Source organism: Undibacterium sp. RTI2.2 (assembly GCF_035018705.1).
Lineage (GTDB): Bacteria > Pseudomonadota > Gammaproteobacteria > Burkholderiales > Burkholderiaceae_D > Undibacterium.
In genome coordinates, this window is the sequence record NZ_JASJXN010000049.1 from 1 (window position 1) to 25986 (window position 25986).

Consider the following 25986-nt stretch of genomic DNA (forward strand, 5'->3'; position numbering starts at 1 on the left):
TCAAACAAGAAAACCAATCGCAACAGTGGCCACACCCATGCTCGACTTTACTGGTTTGGGTATTTTGCAAGAAGCTCGGATGTCAGGGCTTAAAATTAACCGGTAGCAGCTGGATGCTTGCAAACTGCCTGCATTAAAAAATTACTCCCTACCCATATGTTTTAATTATCTAATCAAAGTCTGGGCATCCGGCTTATTTTAAGAAAAAAGTAGGGGAGTATATTCAACCCAGATTTTCTAATAGACCGCTAAATTTCTTTGAAGATGCATTAACAAAGCGATATTTTTATCGCCTAAAACGAATTAGTCTGCCGCAATCGTAATCTTATTGCGGCCACTTTCCTTGGCCAGGTACAGAGCCATGTCGCTACGGGACAGCGAGGCATCTGGGCTGGTGTCACTGGCAGACATCATGGCAATACCGATGCTAACAGTAATTGGAATTATTTGATTGTTGGCGTTGACCGGAGTGTCATGCAACTGTTTTTGGACGCGCTGGGCAAACACATTCGCATCTAAGATGCTGGTACCGGATAAGACGACGGCAAATTCCTCACCACCAACTCTGCCTGCGGAGTCGCTCTTGCGTAGTTCGTCGCGCAAAATGTTAGCGAAGTGTTTTAATACAAGGTCACCGACGGCGTGCCCATGCCGGTCATTGATACTTTTAAAATGATCAAGGTCGCACATCAGCACTGCCGATGGTTTACCAACGGCGCGCTGAACGCGCGCCAGCTCTTCTGCCATGCGTCCCATAAAATAACGACGGTTGGGTATTTGAGTTAAAAAATCGATAGTGGCAAGTGCCTGCAACTCAATTTCTAGCCGTTTACGCTCGGTGACATCGGTAATGAAACCGTGCCATAAGGTGCCCCCGTCAGGCAAGCGGCGTGGACGAGCCGCCATCTGACGCCACTGCAACCCTTGTTGCGGCAGATTAACGCGAAACTCTAAGTGCAACTGATGCAGGTCTTTGGCAGATGCATCGATCGCAGCACGATAAGCGCCAAAATCGTCTGGATGTATCAGTTGATGGACTAGCGCAACTGTATCCGTGATTTGCGCTGGCGACAACTCATAAATATCCTTGATGCCTTCGCTGACATAAGAAAAATGTTCTGGGCCATTGGGTAGTTGTTGATATTGATATGCCAATCCAGGTACTTCGTTAGTGAGATTGGTGACAAGATCAACGCTGTGTTGCAGCCGGTCTGACAGCAGGTGCATTGCTGTGATATCGGTAGTGGTACCTATCATGCGTAATGGGGTACCGTCGGCATCACGAACCGCAATTTTACCGCGGCTAGAAACCCAGATATAGCTGCCGTTTTTACAGCGCACGCGATGTTCTACTGCATAGCTATCGGTCTTACCTTCAAAATGAGCACGGATCGTTGCTTGCACATAAGCCAGATCATCAGGATGAACGCGGGTATAGCTGTCTTCAATCCGGTTGGATATTTCTGACTCGGTGTAGCCTAATAGTGCTTTCCAGCCTGACGAATAATGAATTTCTCCGGTTTGAATATGGCGATCCCAGATGCCAGTCGCACTGCCCTCAATCGCCAATGCCATACGGCTCATATTGGCTTCACTCTGTCTCATTGCCTCGTTGGCTACAATAGTTCTGCGTTGGTCATGATGGCGCTCTATGCTGATGACAACTAAACTACTAAGTCCAGAGATCCTGTGATGATCGGCTACAGAAATTCTGCCGCTATGTTTTGCAAACAAAGCAATCATCCCGATCAGGGTACCTGATCCGTTAACAACAGGTAAAGCTGACGAGACAAACAACTCGTGTTGCGCGGCCAACACTTGTAAGTTATTCCAGAACAAGCTGGTGTATGTACATGGATCGTCAGCTTGAGTTTCAATATCAGGCGCACTTACCACATTGCAGCGACATCCTAGTAGGTCCATACCAACCGTCATTTTGCTGATCGCAGCAACGCAAGCTGGCGACAGAGAGGGTGCAACCACCATCCCAAGCTGATGATACTCTGTCAGCACTAAAACGGTGGCAATCAATCCTGAGCATTGCTCTTCAATACCATGTGTAACCAGACTAAGGGTTTCAGCCAGCGGTGCATTTTTTGCAATTTCTGCTAAACAGGCTTGATACAGTAACAGCACACGTTGATTACCATCATCAATCTGATCTGCGTTAGGACGGGCATTATTGTTTGGCTGACTTTGATTCATGAATGTTTAGTATTGGAAGTATTCAATAGCTATGGGGTGGGTACTGGATAGGTAGATAAATGACTAGCTCTAAAGCTAGCTAATTACGGTCACTATTTGCCTGAAATTGATCATATACCAAAGCAGGAATTAAGCTATAGAACAACAAATTTCCACGGTTTGACTAAAATTGGTGGCAACAATTACATAAAAATAAAACAGCAATCATATGGTGGGCTTATCATGATATTAATGCATGTGACATTTCCGTCAAGATGTTATTTTCGGAGCAAACATGCCTGAGATAATTAGAATGACAAGCACTGCATCGCAGCAAGGGCAGTTTTGCGCAAGTCCTAATCTAATCCGACTGAATATGAGCATACTCACTACCCAACGTCTGCGCCTGGAACCTTTAAATGATGACCATCTTGATGGTCTTTTCCGCCTGAACAGTGATCCGGAAGTCATGCGCTATATCACCGGCAAACCCGAAACCCGCGAAGAGACAATCGCAATGATTGAACGCATCAAAGTACGCTGGATCGAATTTGGCTTTTCCTGGTGGAGTTTTATTGAGCTGAAGACTAACGAGCTTATCGGTGCTGGATGCATACAGTATTTGGGACGTGATCCCGCAAATCCTTTAGAAATTGGCTGGCGCCTGCGGCAAGATAAATGGGGCCAAGGTTTTGCGTCCGAGGCAGCGCAGCGGATGGCAGAATTTGCCTTTGATCAGATCGGCGGCGACTCACTGTTTGCAATCTGTGATCAGGATAATGTCGGATCTGCCAATGTCATGAAAAAACTTGGCATGCAGTACCGCGGCATTGAGCGCTGGAACGATATGGACACGGCTACGTATGCAATATCGCGTGCGGATTGGAAAGTAAGGGAAGCAAGGAAAACCAATAAGGCAGACTAATCGCGATCATTCAGTCTGATGTCGATTGAGATTTTCGCTTAAGAATCTGGCGAAATAAAAATCAGACTAGCTGCCAGCAGATTGTTCAAAAAATGCAGGCTCATCGCGCTGGTAATGCCATCACGTAAGCGTAAGTAGCCAAGAAAAATACCCAATACCAATTGTGGGATAACAGCAAAAACTACCAGAAACCCAGAGGCATCGTCAAAGCTGTGGTTGGCAATATGTACGAACGAAAAAGCAAATGCATATAGCCAAAATACCTTAGGGTAAGCCTGGATAAACTGGCGTCCTAGATAAAAATTATGCCCCGATTTTCCATTTCTAGTTCGATAGCGTTCTTGAATTTCAAACACCAACGCCATTAAAACGATCACAGCCGTCAATCCCAGCGTGACGAAAAAACTGCCCGAAAAAATCGTCACTAAGATAGGTCCGAAAAATAAGGTGTAGGTCGCATTTCTAAGCCCAAGACGGAAAATTAATTCCTCCAAAATGGGCGCTATGATCAATGCGGCAAAGGCAAATAATTTTAAATTAGAGAAATCTAAATCTGAGGTGATACTCGTCAGCGCATCAATTGCCCAACCTATCGTGACCATATAAATCAGGTAGAACAACACACTCAGGAATAGAAAAAAAGCTAGCCTCTGCCAGCGTCCTCCGGCATTTAATGATGGTTGCAAACGGCGGGTAGGACGTTTAATAAATCGCCAGAAATCTTGTAACTCGGTTTTGCAATAATGATGCAAGCCGTTTGCTGAGTTTGACGGGTTTGACGGCGATATTGGTATGAATGCTTGCTCAATCACCCCTTGTACTGCTTGCTGCTCTGTACTTTGCCCGTCAACCGAAACTAGCTTATCGTCGGTCTGATTCGTCATTTCAAAATAGTTTTCATCAGATGGAAATAAAATCAATCCTCAAGTGTGCACGGTATTCTTTGCCTGCTAAACGAATCTTCAAACTATATTACTCCCTATTAGTATATTTAAGTTGTCCATATAATCATTGGACAATAAGGCTATTTCTATAAAAATAATGGGGAGTATATTTAAATCGGCTTAAATATCTCTCAATTTTATTCTTTTGGACGACTTAACAAGGCTTTCAAATTCGCCAGACGATTTTGCGGCGTGATCGTTTCTGCCTCGGTCGGCACGGCATCACCCTCGTCTAATTTCATCTCTTTAATAAAGCGGGAGACATCGCAATGCACCGGCGCACCAGCACGTTTGCGCTTTTTGCACCAGGTGATATGCAGACTGCGCTGAGCGCGGGTGATGCCGACGTACATCAGACGACGTTCTTCCTCGATACGGGCGGCGATGGTTTCTACCGGCGCATCAGGGTCGCCTTTATGCGGCAAGATGCCCTCTTCCACTCCAACCAAAAACACGTGGGGAAACTCCAGCCCCTTGGATGCATGTAAGGTGGACATTCTGACGGCATCGGGATCTTCATCCTTACCTTCCATCATGGTCATCAATGCGACCATCTGGGTTAAGTCCAACAAGCTGCGATGATCGTCGGTACCTTCTTTGCCGCCGCTGCCTTTTTCTTTGAGCCAGTTGGTGAAATCGAGCACATTTTGCCATTTGGCTTGCGCGGCACGATCATCAAAACTGTCGTAAAGATAGCCTTCATAATTGATCTCTTTCATCAAATCGTCGAGCAAGGTTCCGGCATGGGTTTCGCGGTGCGCATGTGCTTCAACCTGATTGATGAAGGTACAGAAATCACGTAAAGGCGTGAGCTGGCGATCCGTCAGTTTGGCCTCTATCCCACCTTTGAATACGGCTTCAAATAAGGAGCATTGCCATTGTCCGGCGAATGCGCCTAACACCTCTAAGGTAGCCTGACCGACACCGCGTTTGGGCGTGGTGATCGCACGGATGAAGGCCGGGTCGTCGTCTTCGTTAGCGATCAGACGCAGATAAGAAATAATATCTTTGATCTCCGCTTTATCAAAAAAGCTTTGCCCGCCAGAGATCGTGTAAGGAATACGCTCTTTACGCAGCGCTTTCTCAATCACGCGCGCCTGATGATTGCCACGGTACAAAATGGCGTAATCCGACCATTTGGCGCGACGCTCAAAGCGATGGGCAGAAATCATGATGGCGACTTGATCCGCCTCTTGCTCATCATCTTGCATACCCAAGACTTTGACCGGATCACCGAGGCCGTGTTCTGACCAGAGCGATTTATCAAATAATTTAGGATTATTGCCAATCACAGAATTCGCTGCCTGCAAAATGCGGGTACTGGAGCGGTAATTTTGCTCCAGTTTGATCAGCTTTAAATCGGGGAAGTCGATGCCCAGCGTCTTCAAATTTTCTATCGTTGCACCGCGCCAGGCGTAAATCGCCTGATCGTCGTCACCCACAGCAGTGAACATCGGTTTTTTACCTATACCGGTGACGAGTAATTTAACCAGTTCGTACTGACAGGTATTGGTATCCTGATACTCATCCACCAGCAGATAGCGCAAACGGCGCTGCCATTTATCGCGTACTTGTTCGTTGGTACGGAATAACTCAACAGGCAGGCGGATCAGATCATCAAAATCAACCGCCTGGTAAGCAGACAAGGTCGCTACATAGCTGCGATAAATCCGGGCGGCGGTGGCCTCATCCTCATCCTGAGCTTGCTGGATTGCCAGCTCGGGATCGATCAATCCATTTTTCCAGAGCGACATTGCGGTCTGGATACGGCGTATCAATTGCTTATCTGTCGTGATTGCTAAGTCTTGCACCAAAGAAAAGCAATCATCACTATCCATGATCGAAAACCGGTCCTTCAAACCTAAGGCCCGCGCCTCTTGCCGTAAAATTTTGACGCCAAGAGAGTGAAAAGTCGACACTGTAAGTTGCTTAGCTTTTTTAGGCTCCTGCAAAATCTTAGCAATGCGCTCCTGCATCTCTAGCGCGGCTTTATTCGTAAACGTCAGCGCGGCAATGTGCTTGGGATCATAGCCATGCTTTTCGATCAGGTTGGCGATTTTTTGCGTAATGACCCGTGTCTTACCCGATCCCGCACCCGCCAGCACCAGACAAGGGCCGTCCATATAGTTGACTGCATCGCGTTGGGGTTGGTTAAGGCCGTGGGACATGAGTTGAATGTACTTTGAGGTGATGTAAAGCGGAGCAGCAGCGCCGAATTGGTATATCTGAAGGATGGTCAGCAGATATCTGGGCAGGCGCTATTGTAGCTGTATTCAATCATTCTGCCGTATGGACGTAGCCACGCACCGACGGCAATCAAACAATACTTCATGGACTGCCAGGCGCCTTGCAAGCGTACGCTTGAAATGACAGAGGAGCAGAATGCAAGAAAAACAATAAAATTATAAGGTCAAAAGTCAAAATAAAAGCCTCATCTTCGCAAAAAGAGGAGGCTCATAAAAAGACAATTACCAACCGCAGCAGAGGGAGTAACCCGCTCTGCCCGAATACAGCTTACAAATTATTTAGATGCGGCTGGTGCAGCTGCTGATGCGGACGCATCAGCTTTTTTTGCTTTCATTTTTTTCATTTTTTTCGCTTTTGGCGCAGAAGCGTCAGCAGAAGCGGCTGGTGCAGATGCCATTGCAGATGCCATTGCAGATGCTGAAGGAGCAGCCGTGTGGGAAGCAGCGAAAGCGGATGCGGCGAATAAGCAAGTAACCAAAGCAGCGATGAGTTTCTTCATTTTATACCCCTGTAATTAGAACTGTTGTTGTTAATTAAAATCAAAATTACTAATTTCTACATCTACGATTCACATGAACCTGTACCCTTAACGCAAATTAATTATAAGTGGTTGACGATTTATTTTAAAAAAGATTTATCTATTTTTTGGCGAACTGGTCTTGACCCGAAAGTCGTACTCTAATTTAATCAACAATCAAGCGTATTTACCCAATCCTAAGTTCTGTTCATATTCAAAGTCGCTTCAGTCAAATTGCATGCCTGTAGTCTTGTTGCTATGATGCGCGATCGATGGCACTTTGCAGTCACACCCAATTTTTTGGATCGTCCGATGCCCTCTTTTACCCATTTTGCGCCACGTCAGCTACTCATTTTAAGTCTCTTGTTTTGCACTGCAACAACAGCATTTTCAGCAGCGCACATCCCGCCCAATGACGCGACCGTGCTGGAGCGACTACCATTTAAGCCCAATGATCCTGTGGCACGTGAGCTGGCGCAGATGCGTGCTGAGTTGCAGCGCAACCCAAAGAATGTTGAGGTCGCCGTCAAACTGGCGCGTCGCTATTATGGAATGGTGGCTGAAGAAGGCGATCCGCGTTATCTAGGCTATGCGGAGGCTGCGCTCAAGCCTTGGTGGGATATGCCGGAGCCGCCAATCGATGTCCAGGTGCTACGCGCGGGGCTGTTGCAATTCCGCCACGATTTTTCTGGTGCGACATCGGATCTGAATAAGGCAATCGCACGCGATCCAAAAAATCCTCAAGCTCGTGTGCTGAGAGCGGTGATTGAAATTGTTCAGGCCCGATATGATTTGGCTAGATCCGATTGCCGCGCGCTGGATGGACTAACCAATGATTTGATCGTAGTCGGCTGCGAAACCATGGTTGATGGTTTAACCGGGAAATTAGCCAGCGCCTACGATACCTTAAACACCACTTTTAACGATGCTTTAAAAGACGCACAAAGCGACGGAGATAAGGTCGCGCCCGATCTACAATTGTGGGTACTGATACGACTTGCCGAACTAAGTCAGAGGCAAGGGAAAATTGAACGCACTGAAGCACATTTCAAACAAGCATTGGCACTGGGTATTCAAGACACATTTCTACTCGCGGCGTATGCGGATTTTCTGTTAGACCAGAAACGCCCTACCGAAGTGGTCACGCTGTTAAAAGACAAAATTCGTTCGGATAACTTATTGCTGCGCCTGGTATTTGCTGAGCGAATTCTGAATATGCCGGAAGCAAAAGAAAGTGAATCCATATTAACAGCACGCTATGTCGCAGCGCAGCTAAGGGGCGACACAGTACACCAACAAGAAGAAGCCAGATTCGAACTGCAGGTAAAAGCCAACCCTAAAAAAGCACTGGCTCTGGCGCAAGAAAACTGGAAAGTCCAATTAGAACCACGTGATGCGCGCATCTTTTTGGAATCCGCCTTAGCACTCAAAGACCCCAATGCGGCTCAAGCTGTTTTGCAGTGGCTCGATAGCAGTCACATAGAAGACGCTTATTTAATCAAGCTGGGTCAGCAATTAAAACAACTACAAGCAATGCAGGTAGCTCATTGATGAAACGCTTAATTCTCTTGTTAGCCGGTCTGTTTTTTGCTCTGACCGCATCTGCCCACAAACCCAGCGACAGCTATCTTAGTCTGAGCGTGAAGGACAGCTCCATCATCGGACAATGGGATATCGCCCTGCGCGATTTAGATTTTGCGATTGGCCTGGACGCCAATGGTGATGCCGAAATTACCTGGGGCGAGGTTCGTGCCAAACATACGGAGATTGCAGCCTATGCCATGTCACGCTTGCACGTCTCAGCGCAAGGCAAGGATTGCCCGATACAAGTAACAGAACATTTGGTCGATGATCATACAGATGGTGCTTATGCAGTGATGCGCTTTAAAGCAGAATGTCCTACGCCCATCAGCGTACTGCAAGCTAAGTACAATCTGTTTTTTGATATTGATCCCCAGCACAAGGGTTTGTTGCGGCTCGATTATCAAGGGCAATCCAGTACCGCGATATTTAGTCCGGATAAAGCAACTCAGGAATTCAAGCTCAGTGAAGTCAGTCGCTTTAAACAATTTTTGGACTATGCCCGAGAAGGTGTTTGGCATATCTGGATCGGCTTTGATCACATTCTATTTTTGTTAGCTTTACTCCTACCAGCAGTGGTGTTCCGCCAGGATAAAAAATGGCAGGCCGTCAGCGCTTTTAAGCCAGCATTTTGGTCGGTATTAAAAATCGTTACGGCGTTTACGCTGGCGCATTCCATCACGCTGACGCTGGCAACATTAGGCGTCATTAGTTTGCCATCGCGCTGGGTAGAATCGACGATTGCAGCATCGGTCGTCATCGCGGCACTAAATAATATTTATCCTCTATTCCGGGAACGACGCTGGGTCATGGCGTTTTTATTTGGATTGATACACGGATTCGGATTTGCCAGTGTGTTGACTGATCTTGGATTGCCGCAAGGTGCCTTGATCCTGGCATTGGTCGGATTTAATTTGGGCGTTGAAGGTGGTCAGTTAGCGATTGTTGCCGCATTTTTACCCATCGCATTTGCATTAAGAACAAGCTGGTTTTATCGTCGCCTGATCTTGATTGGTGGCTCGGTCGTCATCGCGATTCTGGCAGCGATCTGGTTCATAGAGCGTGCGTTTGATATGAAGTTTTTGTGATTTACATGAGTTAGATTTGACCAGACAAATAAGCTGCCTTTCATCGCAGCATAAATCGCCTGAATTTGAAACTCAATGTCAAACCCAAAAGTAGGCTCGACTCGCTTGCGTGGCAATTGGTTTAGAAGCAGAGTAAACTAAGCGCTGTCCACAAGGAATTTGCATATGAAATTTGAACACTTAGTAGAAATCAACGACATACTTAATCCGTTGAACGATGTCATTACGCGCGAACAATTGTGGCGTGGCTTGGTGTTGCGCGCCGAGTCTCCCAAGTTATTTGTGCCTTACCTTGATGAGAGTACGATCACTGCACGCAATACAAACGGATTCTCACGTAGTCTGCGTTATGGCGATTTAGTGATTAGCGATGAGGTTCGTTTTGTCGAACTTGATTCGGTGTTGTATGACGTAGCAGCGCAGAAGGATATTCCTCAGTCGTCGCTATTAATGAAGATTGAAGAACCCTCGCCGGATGCTTTATTCGTGCGTTTTTTATATGACGATGGTCATAGCGCGGAAGAAGATATCGCGAATGAGATGTACAACGAATATCGCCGCTCTGCTTATCAGGAAGCGGATATTGATACGATACGCGTTATAAGAGAAATGGCAGAAGCCGGACGGCTGAACGCATTGCCATCATAAGTTTTTGTCGTTGAATATCGCGACTCATTGACACTACGCGTGCTACCAGTTGCTGTTTTAGTCTGAATAGAAATAAAAAAAGACGCCGTTCAAAGAACGGCGTCTTTTTTCTTTATTACTTTAGCTAATTACTCTACGCGTAATTCTTTCAGCAGGTTATCGGCTTTATCAACGTTTTTCATTTCCCACAATACATAGCGCAAATCTACTTGGATATCGCGTGTGTTTGCATCGTTGAAATCCCAGTCAGAGATGATGGAATCTAAAGTGCCGTCAAATGCCAAGCCAACCAATTCACCTTTAGCGTTCAATGCTGCAGAGCCAGAGTTACCGCCTGTAATATCCAATGTCGCCATAAAATTGACCGGCACTGATTTCAACTTGGCATCATAGTATTTGCTGTCGGCACCATATTTGCTGGATTTGATTGCATCCAATTGGTTTTGTGGGGCATTAAACTCGCCAGTACCAGTCGCTTTTTTCTCGATACCATGCAGGCTGGTAAAGGCGGTCCAACTTGTGCCATCAACACCATATGGACGACCAGCGACTTTACCAAAAGTAACGCGCAAAGTGCTGTTAGCATCAGGATAAACCGCTTGACCTTTGCTATTCATGAAAGCGATTTTTGCCTTCATGTAGTTTGCATAGGCTTGCTGAATTTTGCCAGCCATCTCTTCGTCACGTGCTTCACGCTTCAGACTTTCGTCATACATCGCAACAGCAGCTTTGATGAAACTATCATTACTAGCTTTGAAATCATCTGGTTTGCGTTCCAGCCAAGGCGCACGTTCTTCTTTGATCGCCAGTTTGCTACCCGCATACATTGCATCTAATAGAGCTTTAATGTCGGCTTCTTTCATACCATCTTTAATACCAACGGCAGCATCAAAATTCGCATTGCGGTCTTTACTCGCTTGCGCTGCGTACTTAGTCATGAAGTTCAGTACCAATGCTTTATCAACGGTCTCATCATAGCTACGATCTACCGCGGCGACACCCGCTTTAAAGCGTGGCAGATCGCGTGTCTGGAAACCAGATTTACGTTCTGCGTCTGGCTTGGTTGACTCATTTGCCAGGCGATACATGCTACGTGCAGAAGCTAACAAACGAGGTGAAGAATAGGCTAGCAAGAAGTCACGGCGGTTTTCTGCATCACGTTCAGAGATGAGTTTTTCGATCGCGTCGATATCTGCTGCATACATTTGCTTACGACCAGCATCAGCATTGATCCATGTCTTCAAGTCCGCATGTTCTTTTTGCTTGCGGGCTAATAAATCACTACCGGCATAGCTATCCAACATACCTTGGCGGTTTTTATAGTAATTGTTAACGCCTGCAACCATGCCAGCGTATTTCAATTTTTTGTCCGGGCTATCTTTGGTTTCACGTTCGATCACAGCCAGTTGTTCGCCAGAGGCTTTGACATAGGCTGGATAGTTCCAGTCGAATGTATAAGCAACTTCTGAAGGCAAACGATGGCGATTGGTACGTCCCGGATAACCAGTTACCATGACGAAGTCGCCTTCTTTCACGCCCTCTTTAGCCAGACGCAGATAGTGTGTAGGCTTGTATGGGACGTTATCTTTACTGAATTCTGCTGACTTGCCGTCTTTGCTGACATAAGCACGCAAGAAGCTATAGTCACCGGTGTGACGTGGCCACATCCAGTTATCGGTATCACCACCAAATTTACCTACACCTTCGGCTGGTGCATGTACCAGGCGCACGTCTTTAATTTCTAATTGCTTGATCAGGTAATACTCTAAGCCACCATAGTAAGGATAAACATTGCAGCGATGGCCGACATCTTTTTCGCATTCTGCTACTAATGCTTTTTCATTCTTTTCTATCGCATCTACTCGCGCCTTACCGACTAATTTAGCGACCTCAGGACTGATAATTTTAGAACTGACATCTTTGACATCCTTGGTCACAAAAACCCGGCTGCCTGGGGATGCCGGGAGTTCATCCGCCATTGTCTTTGCCAAAAACCCATTAGCCAGATAGTTACGCTCTGGTGTGGAGTTACGGGCAATACTGTCGTAAGCGCAGTGGTGATTAGTAATCACCAGACCTTGATCTGAAACAAACGATGCGGAGCAACCACCCAAGCTAACGATCGCGCCCATAGGGAACTCAGTCAATTTAGTTAAGCTGGCAGGATCAAGCTTTAAGCCAGCCGCTTTTAATTGCTTGGCGATGGCTGGCAATTGTTGCGGCATCCACATGCCTTCGTTGGCGTAAGCAACGCTGATAGCGCTGCTCAATGCTGTCAGCGCAGTAAATAATACGAGTGATTTTTTCATCGGAGTCTCAGAATCTTTATGGGATCGTTATTGAAATAGACTGAAAAAGAGGGTCTCTTTTTCATAGCATTGCAGTATCTGATCGTCATGGAATGAAGTCAATACAATTGCTTACAAGTTCTTTACTTGTTTTTTAGGATGGGACTAGCGAATAAAAAGCGATAATGAAATGCGAGCAAAAGACTTATCGCTGCGGGAGGTAAAAAACATTGTTTTTTATGTTTTTTTGAGAAAAAAGTGAACTATTCAAAAAATACTCCATCTGAGGCGACCAAAAATTATCAGTAGCGACTGTCAATTTTTAGATCGTTTTTCGTCGATTGTTAGCGCTGGCAAAGTGCGTAAATGCGACACAATAATCGATTACCATCCAAGATCGCCCGTTAGTTTTACGCAACATACTAAGGCCTTCTTGCGCCAGAACTTAGTGATTATCTATTTCAATTAGCCCTAAGTAATTGTGATTTTTGTGTCATTTAATTTGCATGATCTGCTGACATGGCCTGTTTACATAATCTGCCTGATACGTTCATAACCAGTCCGGCTGATCGGAATCTGTTTGCCAGAGCGCATGATCGCAACATGACTGTCTTTGGTGCTACGTTCTATACTTTTCAGCTGTTCAATATTGATTAAATATGAACGATGCACCCGCACAAATTTTTTCGGATCGAGCTGCGCTTCCAGCTCCGACAGAGATTGCGTCTTCAGGTAAGATTTTGCGTCGCTGACAATACTGATGTAGTCATCTTGCGCTTCTACATATTCCATCTTATCTACGGGAATAACATGCACCTGAGTTCGGTCACGGATCAAAATACGGTCCAGTAGTTTGCCCGGCACTGACAGCAATTGCTGGATCGCGGTGGCTTGCGGATTGACCAGTTGCGCGATTGATTTACGTGCCTGCGCAAGGGCCTCATCAAATCGTGTTTGTGAAAATGGTTTGAGTAAATAATCAATCGCATGTAGATCAAATGCCTTAAGGGCATATTGATCGTAAGCGGTAGTAAAGATCACCCCAGCCTGTCTGCCCGTCAGCTCCAGCACTTCCAAGCCAGTCAGCTTAGGCATCTGGATATCTAAAAATATTAAATCAGGATTAAGCGCGTTAATCTGCTTCACCGCATCAAGTCCGTGCTCTGCCTCACCTACGATGACAATATCTGGATGCGCGCGCAGATATTCCCGGATCAAGCATCGCGCTAATTCCTCATCATCAACGATCAATACATTTATAGGATTCATCATTTTTTAGTATTTTTAAAGATTGACGATACTAAGTGGTATCGCTATTTCTACGATAAAGAATTCTGTATTTCTTGTCCAACTGATACGCGCTTTTTCACCATACAAAGAACGTAAGCGTTGCTGACTATTTTTTAAGCCTAAGCCATTTCCTACGGTCGTACTTGGGTTGATATCAACAGGATTTTCTATCGTGACATGTAACCAGTCACCTCTTGTCATTGCGCGTAGTGTAATAGTCCCACCCTCGGTCAAATCACGGATACCATGTTTGATCGCGTTCTCAATACAAGGCTGCAATAACATAGGCGGTATCAATGCCGTTTGCGCAGTGTCGCTAACCTGAATATCGCTTTGCAATTTTTTACCAAAGCGGATTTTTTCTATCGCTAAAAAATGCCGACATAAGCTGATTTCATCTGTTAAGGGAATCTGTTCTTTTTCCGACAAAGCCAAAGTCTGACGAAAAAATTGCGCTAACTCCAAAGTCATCGTACGAGCGGCAATTGGATCAATCGAAGTTAAAGCGCTAATTGAATTCAGGCTATTAAACAAAAAATGAGGATTGATTTGTGTCCGTAAAACCTGCAACTCTGCATCACGTGCCTGTACCCGAGACTCTGCTGCACGGCGATCTGCCAGGCGCATATTGTCAAGTGCAATCAGAACGTCATGCACTAAGATAGAAAGCAAATAAAAACCACAACCAGCTACAAACAGCATGACTGACATCGGCTGCGTTATTACGATCAAATTTACAGTCAAATTACTATCTGTATCTGCACCATATAAAAATGAATGACGTATTGCTTGCGCCAAATAATTCCATGCGTAGCAGAGCAATAGCCACATCAATCCAGACAACAATGACGCGCCGCCAAAAATCACCAGCGTCAAAAGAAATTGCCGCTTTTCAAAAGGCAAAGAGCGGCAAACATAGAATGCAGAAGCAGCGACAAAGCCATAAATCAAACTAACCGGGATGGCAAACCCAAGACCTGCTCCCCAACTAATATTTGCCATTGTCACTAATAAGGCAGCAATCACCACGCCAGCCAATAGCCATGCCATCAGATACCACATCAACTTACGCATGCTAGAGACTATTGGTTTTATCATTGGTCTAATCGGTGTGCTTGATATAAATAAAGCTAAAAAATAGAGCTAAAAAATAGAGCTAATAAATACAGCCAATTACGTTTATAGAACTTACGCAAAACTGCCCTAACTGCATTGCAGCACTTTGCTAGCGAAATTTTGCATAAGTCCTCATCTATATAAATATAAATTAATTTTTGATCTCAACGCCACCCATTACGACATAACCTTCAATCACCAAGCGTTTGGTCGCCGTCATCGGAGGAATAGTTTTATCTTCAATCCCGCCCATAATCGGTATGCCATTACTGACAATGGTCCAATCAGCAGGTACTTTTAAAGAGATGCCTCCCCAGACAGCAAAGACTTGCAAGACTGCTTCAGACTGAATAGATGCCTGGCGTAAATCGATCTCTACTGAACCCATAATCGCGGTTGCTTCACCACCCCGAAAATTTTGTGATACGACCTTCATATTATTGCCACTCATGACAGCGATTGCGTCGATACTGCTATCGCCCATGCTACTCAAACCAGATAATCCCGTATTGGTATTATCCCCAAGCTGGTCACTATTATTGTCGCTAAAGCGGTCTTTGCGTACACCCTTGAAGACGACCGCGAGGCCCGCCACAATAATAAACAACGGCCACCAGTCACGCATCCGGAAAATAATAAAACCAAGGTTGGATAATGTCATCAACGCTCCGGCGGCAATTAATCCACCAGCGATGATATAGCCTGAAGTAGCACGCGTCTGCGACAGTTTTAAAACACCAAAAGCAATGAATAACATGGGCCAGAATTGAATATAGTCGCGAGCGTTAAACCAATGTAAGTTGTCTACCAACGCCAACACACCAAAGATGATAACGATAGCGCCAATTAAGACGCGACGTTGATTATGTGACTGGTTCATGATTGTGATTCCTTATTTGATTTTTCTGACAAATTCGTTATGCCGGTAGCGACCCAAGTAACGCCAAAAATGATGAGGATAATCGGCCAGCTGGTTTGAAATGTCCAGTCCCAGAGTTGAGTCAGACAAACATACAGCCACAATCCTATGGCTATTTGCGAGATCCCTTTAATCACCTGCACCAGCATAGTGGCACTTAAGGCCTCAACCAAACCAACGATAGCGATCACCAGTGGCCAGCCGTACCACCAGCGAATTTTTTCGCCGATGTAAGGGTGCAAATCAACATACCCCAGCCGCTCTAATAAAAAAATAGTACCGACTGCGATCAATACCAATCCCCAGATCACCGATTTACGTTGACGTTGTTTTCTGTATTGTTGAATACTAGCTTGCGAAATATCAGAGTTCATCATGACTCCCTTATTAAAATGAACGGATCGTACTTTGTACAGACCCACTATATTTTTTAATCAATTTGCTCTTGCTGCGTCGACATGTTCAAGATAATAGATGTGGGGAAAAATGTCTTCCTGATTTCGGCCAATAGCAGTGATCGTTCGGTCAATAGCGAAACATCGGTGAATGACGCAGAACAAGGCATCCGATCTACGCTTCTGAGAAGTCATCCTAGTCAAAGTGGAAAATCTAAGCGTAACGGATAGACAAGGAATTCAACTTTACGTAAGCTAGCGCGATACTGACAGCGACCGCTTGTAATCCCTATGATAGAAAATCTACTGCCCTTCCTCAACGTCATCTCTACCGCTGCCAAAGCTATGCAATGGTTCAGAGATGTCAGTGCGAAAAACAAAGGCGACGTCCGTGCCCTGATTGAAGAGATTAAAGAAAATTCCCGCTTATGTTTTAGGGTAGTACAAGACCATGTGCCGCCAGCCGATGTCATCCCGTCGTTCTCAACAACAGTGTTTGATCGTCTGAACGCTAGCGGATTTGATTTTGATTCAGTCCAGCGCCACGACATTCCAAGCTACGAGGGTATAGAGAAAAGTGATCTCGCCACATGGGCAGGCAAGCCCACGGGCAAATTGATCGAGAGTATCTACGACAAGATTAAAGACTTACGCTCTTTACATGCGTTTAAGGCGCATGACAATCGTTTATGGAGCAGAAGGATACTGAATATTCATAAGCGCATTTTGCTATTGCTGCGCCATACACGAACCTGATAGCCGACCTTGATAGTCACATCCAAATTAGCGGCTACAAAACCCACCAATTACGCCAGCCACGCACCATCACGGTAGACAACTTCGTCATCCAATAACACGGCATTGGTTACGGCAAAAACATCGACATGGAAACGCGCATCTTTACGCTTGAGTTGCGGCTTGGTGTATACGCCATGTTTTGCACCAAGCGATAAATGAATACCGCACATGCGTTCGTAAGTGCCGATATCGCATACGGTACGATCTGCTGAAAATGCCCGGTTCATACCGAATCCCAATTCACGTAACCAGACTTCGCCCTCGGCAGCACGGATACTGGCTAAGACCTCATCAAACTCGGGCGTGGAATCAATGACGTCGATGACCCGGCCTTTTTCTACGACCAGCGTAATCGGGTGCGCTGGTTTGTTGACCATAAAATTACTGTCGCCAAATACAAAAATTCTCACGCGACCACTAACCGCTTCTAAATCTTGCGCCTCAGTAAATACCTCGCCAATCGGAAACTGGCCGCCGACATTGGTCATGCCAGTGTAATCGCCAATATTCAATTTAGCGGGCTCTAATGGCGAAGCAAATACAAGACGTGCGCCCTCGCCGCTCTCGACCACCGCACTGCCAGCGCGGTCAATCTTATCTTTTAGTGCCCGACCGACGCCGCGAAAATACGCAGGGTCGTAGGCCAGACTATCGATATAAATCAATGCCTCAGCAGCCGACAAGCGCGCCAGATGCACATGCTCAATCACTTTTAAACCACGCTTAAATAACTCGACCCTTACCCTATAGGCATCCAGACGGAAACTGGTAGTTTGTACCAACACCACCAGATCGGATGGCGCTAGAGTCTCAAACACGGCATGGATCTCTTCCGGGCTTACCTGATCAAAATCAATGAACTGTGCGTCTGGTAAACAACGTCGATACGCCTCACTCAGCGCCAAAGACAAACCGCAGCCCCGATCAGCGACGATCAGAGCTTTGTGTGCGAGCTGATGCTCCATCGCCATTGACAAAATATCGGCAATATTTTTGGTCGCCATTGCTATCGCCGACTCTGGCAAAACGCTGTGGATTTGAGGATTATCTGGGGAGTTCATTGGCATGATGTACATCGTTACAAAAATGGGTAGCAAGGAGCGCTTATCAAACAGAAAAAATACGCGGGCACAAATGAACCGGATAGCAACCGTAATCAATTAGACATCGATCACACGTCGATTACACGTCGATTACACATCGATTACGTGAGAGTCATGCGGTCTGCCACTGAGTTTTTTGCCGTACTTTTTTCGGTTGGTTTTGCGCTAGCGCATTGTAATCGACATTGACAATGCACTTAGTTTTGCTCACAACTTAAAGTCGGTCATGTACCGATTTTCGATATTTCACGGCTGGCATCAATGATCAAAATGCTCTTTTTTCTTTAGCGTAGTCAATGACACTTGGTTAATGACACTTAGTTAATAACAAGAGAACACCCAACAACTTGCTCATTTAAATATATTTTTTAATCACGCTTATAGAAAATTGATCGCTAATTTAAGTTAGCGCAGGTTTTGCCGTTATTTAGCTTAACTAGATTAAAACTACTTGATACAGCACGTCACAGATAACACTCAGCAAATTTGTATGAAACTCTTTTCATTTCCTCGCGTCAACCAAGTCATTCCCGCTGATACACGTCATATGGGCTATGAAACCGTTGCGCAATCTGATGACGAAGCTCCACAGAAGGTAAAACCAGATGACCAACCCGTGAGCAATGCGACACCTGCTTCTGTCAATGGCGCCCGCAGTGGAGAAGATCGCCGCCGTGGCAACGACCGCCGCCAGACCGAGCGCGCGCCATCCTCGGTAGCGATTTTATTTGATACCCGCGCCAAAATAATCCGTCGCAAAACCTCTCGTCGTCATGAGGACGACGAGCAACTACAAAACTTCAGTATCAAAATATAGCTTCTGCTTGGTCAATCAAGCATCGCGTCAGTTAAACTTCCCCGGCAAGCCAAGCTCCGAGGATAATAGCGACTTCATTCTCGGACGCACCGCGTTCCCTCCACTGGAAACTACTATGTCTACCAAGTCAAACACACCCGCGCCTTTTCAAGCTAAACGTCTTAAGCGCAAGCAATTTGCCAGCACAGGCGATGTGCATATTCAGGGCGATTTGCTGATCGCAACACAACTCATCGTCGGCGGTGACTTGCTGGTAGACGGTGATCTGCAGGCAGAAGAAGTATTTTGCCTTGGCAAAATTACTGTGACAGGCAATATTCAGGTTCAATCGCTGTATGTCGGCCAGGCACTCGATTGCGGCGGCGATATCGAAGTCGAATTTTTACTCAAGACAGGTTGCAATGCCGAATGGATGGCGCGCATGCTGGAACTTGATCAAGCCAAAGCCAGCAAGGACGGCAGCAGCTATATGGACAAATTAGTCCATCCTTCTATTCTGCAACGTGATGCGCATCATGAAATTTTTGGTGGCTTTGGCGACATCCAAGCGCTCGGCTATCTGGCTTGCGACGTCTTGGATTGTCATGGCAGCGTGCAATTGGATGATGTCTTTGATGTGATTGAGGTCCAATATATCGGCGGTCATTTAAGCGCGAGCGAAGTCCTGATCGCAGGCGACGCCAATTGCAAAGGTGAAGTATTTAGCGAAACCGACATCACTGTCACCGGCACGCTATTCGCAGGCAATGTTACCTGCCAGGGCAATCTGGAAACCGGCGCGATTGTCTGCCATGGCGACATCAGCACCTGGGGCACATTACGCGCCAGCGGTGAAATTAGCAGCCTGAACGGCGAAATCCATTGCGGCCGCTGGATTGCCACCAAAGCCACTATCTACGCGGCCAAATACATCAAGGCAGGCGAATCCGTCGTCGCAGAAAAAGGTGTCAGCAGCGGTGACGATTATGGTATTTTGGCGGGCACTACCCTGCGCCGATCGCTCTGGGAAAGCCACGGATTTGTCTCTGCGCCAACCAAACCACGCCACTTGTTATCCGGTAAATTTGTAGAAGGCAAAAAAATCAAAAATATCGACGCGTTAGAAAAAAAACGTGATGTCGAATTAGATTGGGAAGTAGTACGCAGACTGAAGCGGGAATCCGAGCAAGACTTTATCTAACCACTATTTTAGTCACGCTATCGCTCAAGCGGCCTGTTCACGTCTCGTCATGGCGATAGCGTTTTCCTAAGTCGAATATCCTGCGCTTTCTAATCGATAGGACTTACGCAAAAACTAAAACCCCACACCACAAACGCACAGAGACACAGAGGCCGCAAGTGGCTTTCCTTTTTTGCGTAAGACCTATCAATATGCATGCTAAGCTCGCCGGTGTGTGATACCGCACAGAGCCATCCCGTTACCTGCTATATCGTTAATCATTCTTAATTCAGGAGAATGATCATGTCGTCAGATAACAGCAATTCTATTCAAACCTTACGTTCAAAAATCGAGCATATTCATTTCTGCATGATGACAACGATCAACGAAGACCTGAGTTTATCAAGTCGTCCAATGACTGCTCAAGCGACGGATGACGATGGCATTATGTGGTTTTTTGTGTCCAGCAATTCTCAACTGGCTTTAGATCTTACGCGCCATCCAAAGACCAACGTCAGCTTTGCAGATCCATCTGACAATCTCTACATTGCGATTGCCGGTACGGTCGAACTAGTCAAAGACCAAGCCAAAGAAAAACAGTTGTGGACATCCCAAGTCGCGGCATGGTTTCCATCCGGCCTGGATGATCCGCAACTCTCTTTGATCAAATTGCATATCCACTTGGCAGAGATTTGGGATAGCAAAACGAATAAAATGGATATGCTATATCAGATGGCCAAAGCGGCGATTACCGGTGAACATCAACAGAATTTAGGTGAACACGCCAAACTTCAGTTTTGAGATCAACACTGCTGATTCTTGATGCTTAGGAGTGAATGTATTAGGCAAGCCAGTAGTGCTATTTACGTGCTGGCCACGCGTTTCTGGTCATTTTTGACACTATTAGTTGCTCATGGCTCGCCATGAGCGTCTTATTCAGAGCAAACTCACAACAAACTCACATCAAAACTACACGAAAAGTGCATCCCTCATTATCTCGAATCGTAATCGAAAATTTCGGCTAAATTGAGTTAGTCTAACGAACACTCCTAACCTAACCATCCTCTACTGTCATGACAAAATCGTTTAACACTTACCTTGTTGCCTATCTGGTCGCGGCAGTAGTATTTTGCGTACTCGATTTTATCTGGCTTACGATCGTAGCCAAGAACTTTTATCAATCTCAACTCGGCCCGCTGATGCTGGCCGAGCCCAAGATGATTCCGGCTGCCACTTTTTATCTCGTTTATCTGCTTGGCTTGCTGGTATTCGCCATCATGCCAGCCGTACGTGAACAAAGCTGGCTGACCGCTGTACTGATGAGTGGCCTGTTGGGTATTGTTGCCTACGGCACCTACGACCTCAGCAATCTTGCCACCTTAAAAGGCTGGTCTCCAACACTCACCGTCATCGACATCATCTGGGGCGCATGTGTCAGCGCAGCGGCGGGATCGGCAGGATATTATGCGACAAGGTTTTTCAACTCAAACTGACGTAGAGATAAATCTTATCCTTGTCAGAAATGAATATACTCCCCCTAATTTTCCATAAATATGCCTGATTGACCAAACTTTATATGGACGACTAATACATACACCGCAGGAGTATACAAATAACACCACTCTATCACTATAGAATTCATGCCTTGATCAGCAAGCTCCAACGCTTAACTACGCGCAGCCCAGTCACTCGCAAGCAAGCCATACATAGCCGAATCTGACACAACGCCGGCCACAATCCAGCGCTCGCGCAACATGCCCTCCAGCTTAAAGCCAAGTCGCTCCAGACATCTGGCAGATGCCAGGTTCATGGGATCAATATCCGCCTCAATACGATTGAGCCGAAGTTCAGAAAATCCATACTGAATCAATGCCAGCAAAGCCTCTTGCATATAGCCCTGCCCCCAGGCTGCATGTTTCAAGACATAACCAATTTCGGCACGGCGACATTGTTCAGAGAAATGAAAAAGCGAACAGTCACCCAATAATTGATTGTCAGATAATCGCACTATCGCCAAACACAAACTGTCACCCACAGGCATTTCTTTTAAATCACGCTGTATCCTTTTTTGCGCAGTCTCTAACTCTGTCCATGGCAAAGTAATGCCATATTTTGTGATAAGCGGATCAGAAAAAATCGACAGCAAGTCGGCAGCATCGTCTAACTTAAATGGACGCAGTAGTAAACGTTCAGTTTGTAGCGTAAGTTGGTCGAAGGAGGGCATAGAATCCTTAATAAAAATATTGGTCTGTCTATTCGACTGACAACTCAGGCGTCTTCAGACAAGCGACATGCCTAACACGCGCATCGCTATACGTGATTTTCGGAAATACTGGCACTTTTTCAAAAGCCCAATATTCAGTATTGCCACTAACACGCCATGGCCGCCCAAACAAAAAATGCACTCGCGCTTTATATGTTTGCAGCGGCAAAGTATCGCAATTAATCATTGGCGCAGCCCACTGACCACAATCGCCAAAATAATCACATAGAGGGGAAACACAAGTGCTCCCCCATCGACCACCAATCACGGAACAACCAAAAGGAGTCAGCATAATTCCGGCTGTGATCAAGCCTAAAAAAATGACGACGACTATAGTCTTTCGAGGTTTTCTTTTCATTATAAAATAAGAGATTAAGCCAGTATTTGATGTTCGCACTAAATAAACGATACTACAACGATATACAAAATATACCGAGGAAATTGAGCAATAAAAAAGCCGCTGACTCAACATCAGCGGCTTTTTCATTCAACGTAGTAGGTTCAATAAATATCGACCAATACTCTGACAGCACTATATTTTCCGCTGCTGTAATAGCCTTTGGTATTGCTATCTTTGTAGAACTTAATTTTGTACGCAATCGCGCTGGACGGGTAAGTTGGTCCCGATGTATAGACTGGTTTGGGTGCAGTCCCGACGTTATAAGCCGTGGTGCTGTCTACGATCCAGGTCAATGATTTAGTAATCTCGTTCGGGTCTAAAATCGCAGCCGAGTCATAGTAGGTTGCATTGTAAGGCCGTGTAATCAGGCTCTTGCTGCTGGTCGCTGTTTTAGTCGAAAAGTTATAGGCGTCACCGCTGGTCAGGTAGGTAATTTGTGCGCCGGTAACTTTAAAATACGAGGCCGTTGGGAAGATCGCATTGGCCGTATCGGCAACGCTCACGCCGTTGGTACCGTAGATCGTTGCGGCACTGCCATTGAGATAAATAGCGGTATCCTCATCCACGCAAACACCTTGCGTTTTTGAGGTATTTCTCATCCCTGCCAGCAAGCGGGCGACGCGTCCGCGAGCATTGCAATGGGTATCGACTGCGACATTGGTGCCAGAAAATCCAAAGCCTGTCATCGTGCCGGCATTTTCTAAATAAGCGAGTGAACTGGTACCGCTGCGGTCATCTTTTAAACCGGTCGCGCTGCCAACACTCTTAGGTGCAAAGTTGGCGTTGAAGTACAAAACACCGTAGGCAACGCCCTCGCCCATCATAGGATTTGCCTGAATCATGGTGCCTGCCGATGTACCTGCAATCACCAGACTGCCATTGTTGACACGAGTGCGCAATGCCGCCATCAATGGCGTATCAGCGCCACTATTAGTTAAAAAAGTTCTGGCAGCACGCGACTGATCACCACCATTAAAAAACACCACGTCGGCCTGATTAATGATGGCGATATTAGCGTTTCCTACTGCATTGCCAGAATAAGAATCGTTGGTGTAATTATCCGCATGCGCAGTGATATGCTTTGGAGCAAAACCATGCTTTTGGAATAGCTTGATGTAACTCAGCGCACCGGTCGTCGCATCATCATTGTTATACACGTTGTCACCGGAGGCAGCGGTATCTGCCGATGCCGTGACGACGGCAACTCTCGGGCAAGTTGTCGTATTCCAATCAGTCACGCAATTGGTATAGATGCTGGTGTTAGGCGTCCAGTTGCGCGAGGTAGATGCGCGCAATCCGGCATAGATTTCATTATTGGTTTCTGCTGTCGCACCGCCCATCATAAAAACCTTGGCGGCATGCGTCGTAAAAGGTGTCGCTAATAAGCCGGCACAAGTCAGCATTCTGATCGTTAATCCCAAAAACATTTTATTCATTTTTGCTTTCCTAAAAGTTGGATGACGATCAAATGTCGTCAATCTGTTTTCAACAACATGAATTCAATTGCTTATTGCTTATTGCCTATTACCCATTGCCTATTACCCATTACTTATTACAACAAAAATCTTAGGACCAGTCCGCCGTCTTGCTACCGTCTGACCAACCTGCCCATCTGCACAGAACCAGTTTTCACTTACTTGAAATCCATTTGATATGCGCCTGATGATCGATAACCTAAAAAATGCCAAGTGATCGCTAAGCTGGGAGAAAACTGTAAGAACATCATAGGCACGGAAAATAATTTACACAATTTATATTTATGTAAATTATTTTACTAATTTAAAGAGGAGTTTTTCATCAAATGCGATGAAACAGGCAAGTAAAAAAATACGGTTTAGCAGGAAAACAGATAGTGATATGTAAAAATTGACGGAGCAAAGCTGTTGCAATCAAGACGGATTATTTGAAAATACCCGGCGAAATTTTCAAAAATGAGACTTTTAGCTGAAAACTATTTTGTAACCGTCGTCAAAATGAGACGGCATCGCTTCCCTACTTTTTCGGCCTTTTCGACTTTTCTGCCTTTTCCTGACGTCAACTAATTTAGTTGTACAATACAACTTTATATCCTAGGACGAGAGCATGCCCAATTCTGATCATTCCCATATTGATCCGATTCGTAAAGCGTCTAGGAAAATGGTGCGTGAACTCGGGTTCATGCAAATAACTCTTGCTGCGACCAACTATCAACCGTCCGCAGTCCATGCGATGGTAGAGATCGGTGAAGAGCGCACCCTGACGGCGGCGCAACTTGCAGACGTACTGAATTTAGAGAAATCCAGTATTAGCCGGATGATCCGAAAATTATTAGAAGCAGGCGAATTGAAAGAAACGATTAGCGACAATGATGGCCGGGCAAAACTATTAAATTTAACTCCACAAGGCAAACGTACTTTGGCATCGATCAATACGTTTGCTCAGCGACAGGTCGCCAGCGCTATCGATCAGCTCAGCGACTATCAGCAACGCACAATATCGCAGGGCTTACAGACTTATGCGGCGGCGCTGGAGAATAGCCGGCTAGGTAACTCAGCAACATCAAATCAAGGCATTACAATTAAGCAGGGATATTTACCCGGCGTAATTGGTCGGGTAACAGAAATGCATGCATCTTTTTACTCATCGTTGATCGGCTTCGGGCAATTTTTTGAAAGCCAGGTAGCGACCGGCATTGCAGAATTTATGACCCGATTAACTAACCCGCAGAACGGTCTGTGGGTGGCGCTGGACTCAGGGCGAATTGCAGGATCAATCGCCATAGATGGAGAGCATCTCGGACAAAACTTGGCACATCTGCGCTGGTTTATCGTAGACGATAACTTACGTGGCGCAGGTGTTGGTTATCAACTTTTGAATGTAGCGATATCGTTTTGTAAAAAACAGAATTTCGCGGAAGTACACCTCTGGACATTTCAAGGATTGGATAGCGCGCGCCGGCTCTATGAAAAATTTGGCTTTGTATTGGTGGAGGAGTGTATCGGTAATCAATGGGGTAAAGAAGTTGTAGAGCAGCGCTTTGTGTTGAAGTAGTTCTTTGGTTCGCTCTGTTGCCATGGAAAAATGAACACGGATTAATACCTACTAAATACACCACGTAGCTGACATCTTCTCGATGAGTATCATTTTTATAAAATGTAACTCAGACTTAACCTAAGGCTTCGTGCTGGCATGTTGGCAACTTGCAAGCTATAGCAATCATCGATTCCGCTTGAGCACAATTAACAAATTGAGACCTTTGCATGACAGCCTTAATCAGAGCCGTTTCAGCAAAGGTTGAATTTTTAAAAAATAAAATGATGCTTTT

General features: G+C 45.7%; 23 protein-coding genes. 10 read left to right on the plus strand and 13 right to left on the minus strand.

Going from position 1 to position 25986, the window contains the following annotated elements; translation table 11 throughout:
• Window positions 1–303 precede the first annotated feature (303 nt).
• Complete coding sequence (locus QN395_RS18685) at window positions 304–2205, minus strand: diguanylate cyclase (RefSeq protein ID WP_323492988.1); 1902 nt, start codon at window positions 2203–2205, stop codon at window positions 304–306.
• Between the two features lie 274 nt (window positions 2206–2479).
• On the opposite strand from QN395_RS18685, the gene QN395_RS18690 reads away from it, so the two are divergent.
• A complete protein-coding gene (locus QN395_RS18690) occupies window positions 2480–3109 on the plus strand; it encodes a GNAT family N-acetyltransferase (protein ID WP_323493120.1) in 630 nt (209 codons plus the stop codon).
• A gap of 38 nt (window positions 3110–3147) precedes the next feature.
• Here QN395_RS18690 and QN395_RS18695 read toward each other — a convergent pair whose 3' ends face one another.
• The 3 genes from QN395_RS18695 to QN395_RS18705 form a co-directional block, all read right to left on the minus strand.
• Window positions 3148–3993 carry a type II CAAX prenyl endopeptidase Rce1 family protein gene (locus tag QN395_RS18695; RefSeq protein WP_322117824.1) on the minus strand — a complete coding sequence of 282 codons (846 nt, stop codon included), beginning with the start codon at window positions 3991–3993 and terminating at the stop codon, window positions 3148–3150.
• Window positions 3994–4190: 197 nt separating this feature from the next.
• Entirely contained in the window at window positions 4191–6221 is a 2031-nt protein-coding gene (locus QN395_RS18700) for a UvrD-helicase domain-containing protein (protein WP_322117823.1), read from the minus strand.
• A 353-nt stretch (window positions 6222–6574) separates the two neighbouring features.
• Entirely contained in the window at window positions 6575–6799 is a 225-nt protein-coding gene (locus QN395_RS18705) for a hypothetical protein (RefSeq protein ID WP_322117822.1), read from the minus strand.
• Between the two features lie 330 nt (window positions 6800–7129).
• Between QN395_RS18705 and QN395_RS18710 the strand changes: the two genes are divergently transcribed.
• The 3 genes from QN395_RS18710 (at window position 7130) to QN395_RS18720 (ending at window position 10134) form a co-directional block, all read left to right on the plus strand.
• Complete coding sequence (locus QN395_RS18710) at window positions 7130–8368, plus strand: hypothetical protein (protein ID WP_323492723.1); 1239 nt, start codon at window positions 7130–7132, stop codon at window positions 8366–8368.
• The gene (locus QN395_RS18715) at window positions 8368–9486 is read left to right on the plus strand and encodes a HupE/UreJ family protein (protein WP_322117820.1); all 1119 of its coding nucleotides are present in this window, start codon (window positions 8368–8370) and stop codon (window positions 9484–9486) included. The genes QN395_RS18710 and QN395_RS18715 overlap by 1 nt, the downstream gene beginning before the upstream one ends.
• A 165-nt stretch (window positions 9487–9651) precedes the next feature.
• On the plus strand, window positions 9652–10134 hold the full coding sequence (locus tag QN395_RS18720; RefSeq protein WP_322117819.1) for an SRPBCC family protein: 483 nt from the start codon (window positions 9652–9654) through the stop codon (window positions 10132–10134).
• Window positions 10135–10262: 128 nt separating this feature from the next.
• Here the strand turns inward: QN395_RS18720 and QN395_RS18725 are convergent, their stop codons facing one another.
• The 5 genes from QN395_RS18725 to QN395_RS18745 form a co-directional block, all read right to left on the minus strand.
• A complete protein-coding gene (locus tag QN395_RS18725) occupies window positions 10263–12443 on the minus strand; it encodes a S46 family peptidase (protein ID WP_322117818.1) in 2181 nt (726 codons plus the stop codon).
• Window positions 12444–12950: 507 nt separating this feature from the next.
• Window positions 12951–13694, minus strand: a complete 744-nt coding sequence (locus QN395_RS18730; RefSeq protein WP_323492722.1) for a LytR/AlgR family response regulator transcription factor — start codon at window positions 13692–13694, stop codon at window positions 12951–12953.
• A 12-nt stretch (window positions 13695–13706) separates the two neighbouring features.
• On the minus strand, window positions 13707–14810 hold the full coding sequence (locus tag QN395_RS18735) for a sensor histidine kinase (RefSeq protein ID WP_323492721.1): 1104 nt from the start codon (window positions 14808–14810) through the stop codon (window positions 13707–13709).
• A gap of 169 nt (window positions 14811–14979) precedes the next feature.
• Window positions 14980–15708 carry a LiaI-LiaF-like domain-containing protein gene (locus tag QN395_RS18740; RefSeq protein WP_323492720.1) on the minus strand — a complete coding sequence of 243 codons (729 nt, stop codon included), beginning with the start codon at window positions 15706–15708 and terminating at the stop codon, window positions 14980–14982.
• The gene (locus tag QN395_RS18745; RefSeq protein WP_323493121.1) at window positions 15705–16124 is read right to left on the minus strand and encodes a LiaI-LiaF-like domain-containing protein; all 420 of its coding nucleotides are present in this window, start codon (window positions 16122–16124) and stop codon (window positions 15705–15707) included. Before QN395_RS18745 ends, QN395_RS18740 begins: the two co-directional genes overlap by 4 nt.
• Window positions 16125–16433: 309 nt before the next feature.
• Between QN395_RS18745 and QN395_RS18750 the strand changes: the two genes are divergently transcribed.
• A complete protein-coding gene (locus QN395_RS18750; RefSeq protein WP_322117813.1) occupies window positions 16434–16898 on the plus strand; it encodes a hypothetical protein in 465 nt (154 codons plus the stop codon).
• Window positions 16899–16948: 50 nt separating this feature from the next.
• On the opposite strand, the gene QN395_RS18755 is transcribed toward QN395_RS18750, so the two are convergent.
• On the minus strand, window positions 16949–18007 hold the full coding sequence (locus QN395_RS18755; protein ID WP_322117812.1) for a hypothetical protein: 1059 nt from the start codon (window positions 18005–18007) through the stop codon (window positions 16949–16951).
• A gap of 526 nt (window positions 18008–18533) precedes the next feature.
• Here QN395_RS18755 and QN395_RS18760 point away from each other — a divergent pair.
• The 4 genes from QN395_RS18760 to QN395_RS18775 all read left to right on the plus strand — a co-directional run bounded on the left by QN395_RS18760 (window position 18534) and on the right by QN395_RS18775 (window position 21512).
• A complete protein-coding gene (locus tag QN395_RS18760; RefSeq protein WP_322117811.1) occupies window positions 18534–18860 on the plus strand; it encodes a hypothetical protein in 327 nt (108 codons plus the stop codon).
• A gap of 115 nt (window positions 18861–18975) precedes the next feature.
• Window positions 18976–20040 (plus strand): hypothetical protein, encoded by a 1065-nt coding sequence (locus QN395_RS18765; RefSeq protein WP_322117810.1) that lies wholly within the window; start codon window positions 18976–18978, stop codon window positions 20038–20040.
• Between the two features lie 282 nt (window positions 20041–20322).
• Window positions 20323–20820, plus strand: a complete 498-nt coding sequence (locus QN395_RS18770) for a pyridoxamine 5'-phosphate oxidase family protein (protein WP_322117809.1) — start codon at window positions 20323–20325, stop codon at window positions 20818–20820.
• A gap of 272 nt (window positions 20821–21092) precedes the next feature.
• Window positions 21093–21512 (plus strand): DUF2177 family protein, encoded by a 420-nt coding sequence (locus QN395_RS18775; RefSeq protein WP_322117808.1) that lies wholly within the window; start codon window positions 21093–21095, stop codon window positions 21510–21512.
• Between the two features lie 173 nt (window positions 21513–21685).
• Here QN395_RS18775 and QN395_RS18780 read toward each other — a convergent pair whose 3' ends face one another.
• From QN395_RS18780 to QN395_RS18790, 3 genes are all read right to left on the minus strand, one after another.
• Window positions 21686–22243, minus strand: a complete 558-nt coding sequence (locus tag QN395_RS18780; protein WP_322117807.1) for a GNAT family N-acetyltransferase — start codon at window positions 22241–22243, stop codon at window positions 21686–21688.
• Window positions 22244–22271: 28 nt separating this feature from the next.
• Window positions 22272–22574 (minus strand): hypothetical protein, encoded by a 303-nt coding sequence (locus tag QN395_RS18785; RefSeq protein WP_323492719.1) that lies wholly within the window; start codon window positions 22572–22574, stop codon window positions 22272–22274.
• 209 nt (window positions 22575–22783) lie between these two features.
• The gene (locus QN395_RS18790; protein ID WP_323492718.1) at window positions 22784–24118 is read right to left on the minus strand and encodes a cyanophycinase; all 1335 of its coding nucleotides are present in this window, start codon (window positions 24116–24118) and stop codon (window positions 22784–22786) included.
• Window positions 24119–24764: 646 nt separating this feature from the next.
• On the opposite strand from QN395_RS18790, the gene QN395_RS18795 reads away from it, so the two are divergent.
• On the plus strand, window positions 24765–25712 hold the full coding sequence (locus tag QN395_RS18795; RefSeq protein ID WP_322117804.1) for a bifunctional helix-turn-helix transcriptional regulator/GNAT family N-acetyltransferase: 948 nt from the start codon (window positions 24765–24767) through the stop codon (window positions 25710–25712).
• Window positions 25713–25986 lie beyond the last annotated feature (274 nt).

Excerpts from the sequence above, each read along its gene's own strand:
- QN395_RS18690 (WP_323493120.1), top strand. The coding sequence starts at position 2,480 with ATGCCTGAGATAATTAGAATGACAAGCACTGCATCGCAGCAAGGGCAG.
- QN395_RS18725 (WP_322117818.1), bottom strand. The coding sequence starts at position 12,443 with ATGAAAAAATCACTCGTATTATTTACTGCGCTGACAGCATTGAGCAGC.
- QN395_RS18795 (WP_322117804.1), top strand. The coding sequence starts at position 24,765 with ATGCCCAATTCTGATCATTCCCATATTGATCCGATTCGTAAAGCGTCT.
- QN395_RS18715 (WP_322117820.1), top strand. The coding sequence starts at position 8,368 with ATGAAACGCTTAATTCTCTTGTTAGCCGGTCTGTTTTTTGCTCTGACC.
- QN395_RS18685 (WP_323492988.1), bottom strand. The coding sequence starts at position 2,205 with ATGAATCAAAGTCAGCCAAACAATAATGCCCGTCCTAACGCAGATCAG.
- QN395_RS18730 (WP_323492722.1), bottom strand. The coding sequence starts at position 13,694 with ATGATGAATCCTATAAATGTATTGATCGTTGATGATGAGGAATTAGCG.
- QN395_RS18775 (WP_322117808.1), top strand. The coding sequence starts at position 21,093 with ATGACAAAATCGTTTAACACTTACCTTGTTGCCTATCTGGTCGCGGCA.
- QN395_RS18765 (WP_322117810.1), top strand. The coding sequence starts at position 18,976 with ATGTCTACCAAGTCAAACACACCCGCGCCTTTTCAAGCTAAACGTCTT.
- QN395_RS18710 (WP_323492723.1), top strand. The coding sequence starts at position 7,130 with ATGCCCTCTTTTACCCATTTTGCGCCACGTCAGCTACTCATTTTAAGT.
- QN395_RS18745 (WP_323493121.1), bottom strand. The coding sequence starts at position 16,124 with ATGATGAACTCTGATATTTCGCAAGCTAGTATTCAACAATACAGAAAA.
- QN395_RS18700 (WP_322117823.1), bottom strand. The coding sequence starts at position 6,221 with ATGTCCCACGGCCTTAACCAACCCCAACGCGATGCAGTCAACTATATG.
- QN395_RS18760 (WP_322117811.1), top strand. The coding sequence starts at position 18,534 with ATGAAACTCTTTTCATTTCCTCGCGTCAACCAAGTCATTCCCGCTGAT.
- QN395_RS18695 (WP_322117824.1), bottom strand. The coding sequence starts at position 3,993 with ATGACGAATCAGACCGACGATAAGCTAGTTTCGGTTGACGGGCAAAGT.
- QN395_RS18740 (WP_323492720.1), bottom strand. The coding sequence starts at position 15,708 with ATGAACCAGTCACATAATCAACGTCGCGTCTTAATTGGCGCTATCGTT.
- QN395_RS18770 (WP_322117809.1), top strand. The coding sequence starts at position 20,323 with ATGTCGTCAGATAACAGCAATTCTATTCAAACCTTACGTTCAAAAATC.
- QN395_RS18705 (WP_322117822.1), bottom strand. The coding sequence starts at position 6,799 with ATGAAGAAACTCATCGCTGCTTTGGTTACTTGCTTATTCGCCGCATCC.
- QN395_RS18755 (WP_322117812.1), bottom strand. The coding sequence starts at position 18,007 with ATGCCAATGAACTCCCCAGATAATCCTCAAATCCACAGCGTTTTGCCA.
- QN395_RS18785 (WP_323492719.1), bottom strand. The coding sequence starts at position 22,574 with ATGCTGACTCCTTTTGGTTGTTCCGTGATTGGTGGTCGATGGGGGAGC.
- QN395_RS18720 (WP_322117819.1), top strand. The coding sequence starts at position 9,652 with ATGAAATTTGAACACTTAGTAGAAATCAACGACATACTTAATCCGTTG.
- QN395_RS18790 (WP_323492718.1), bottom strand. The coding sequence starts at position 24,118 with ATGAATAAAATGTTTTTGGGATTAACGATCAGAATGCTGACTTGTGCC.
- QN395_RS18750 (WP_322117813.1), top strand. The coding sequence starts at position 16,434 with ATGATAGAAAATCTACTGCCCTTCCTCAACGTCATCTCTACCGCTGCC.
- QN395_RS18735 (WP_323492721.1), bottom strand. The coding sequence starts at position 14,810 with ATGATAAAACCAATAGTCTCTAGCATGCGTAAGTTGATGTGGTATCTG.
- QN395_RS18780 (WP_322117807.1), bottom strand. The coding sequence starts at position 22,243 with ATGCCCTCCTTCGACCAACTTACGCTACAAACTGAACGTTTACTACTG.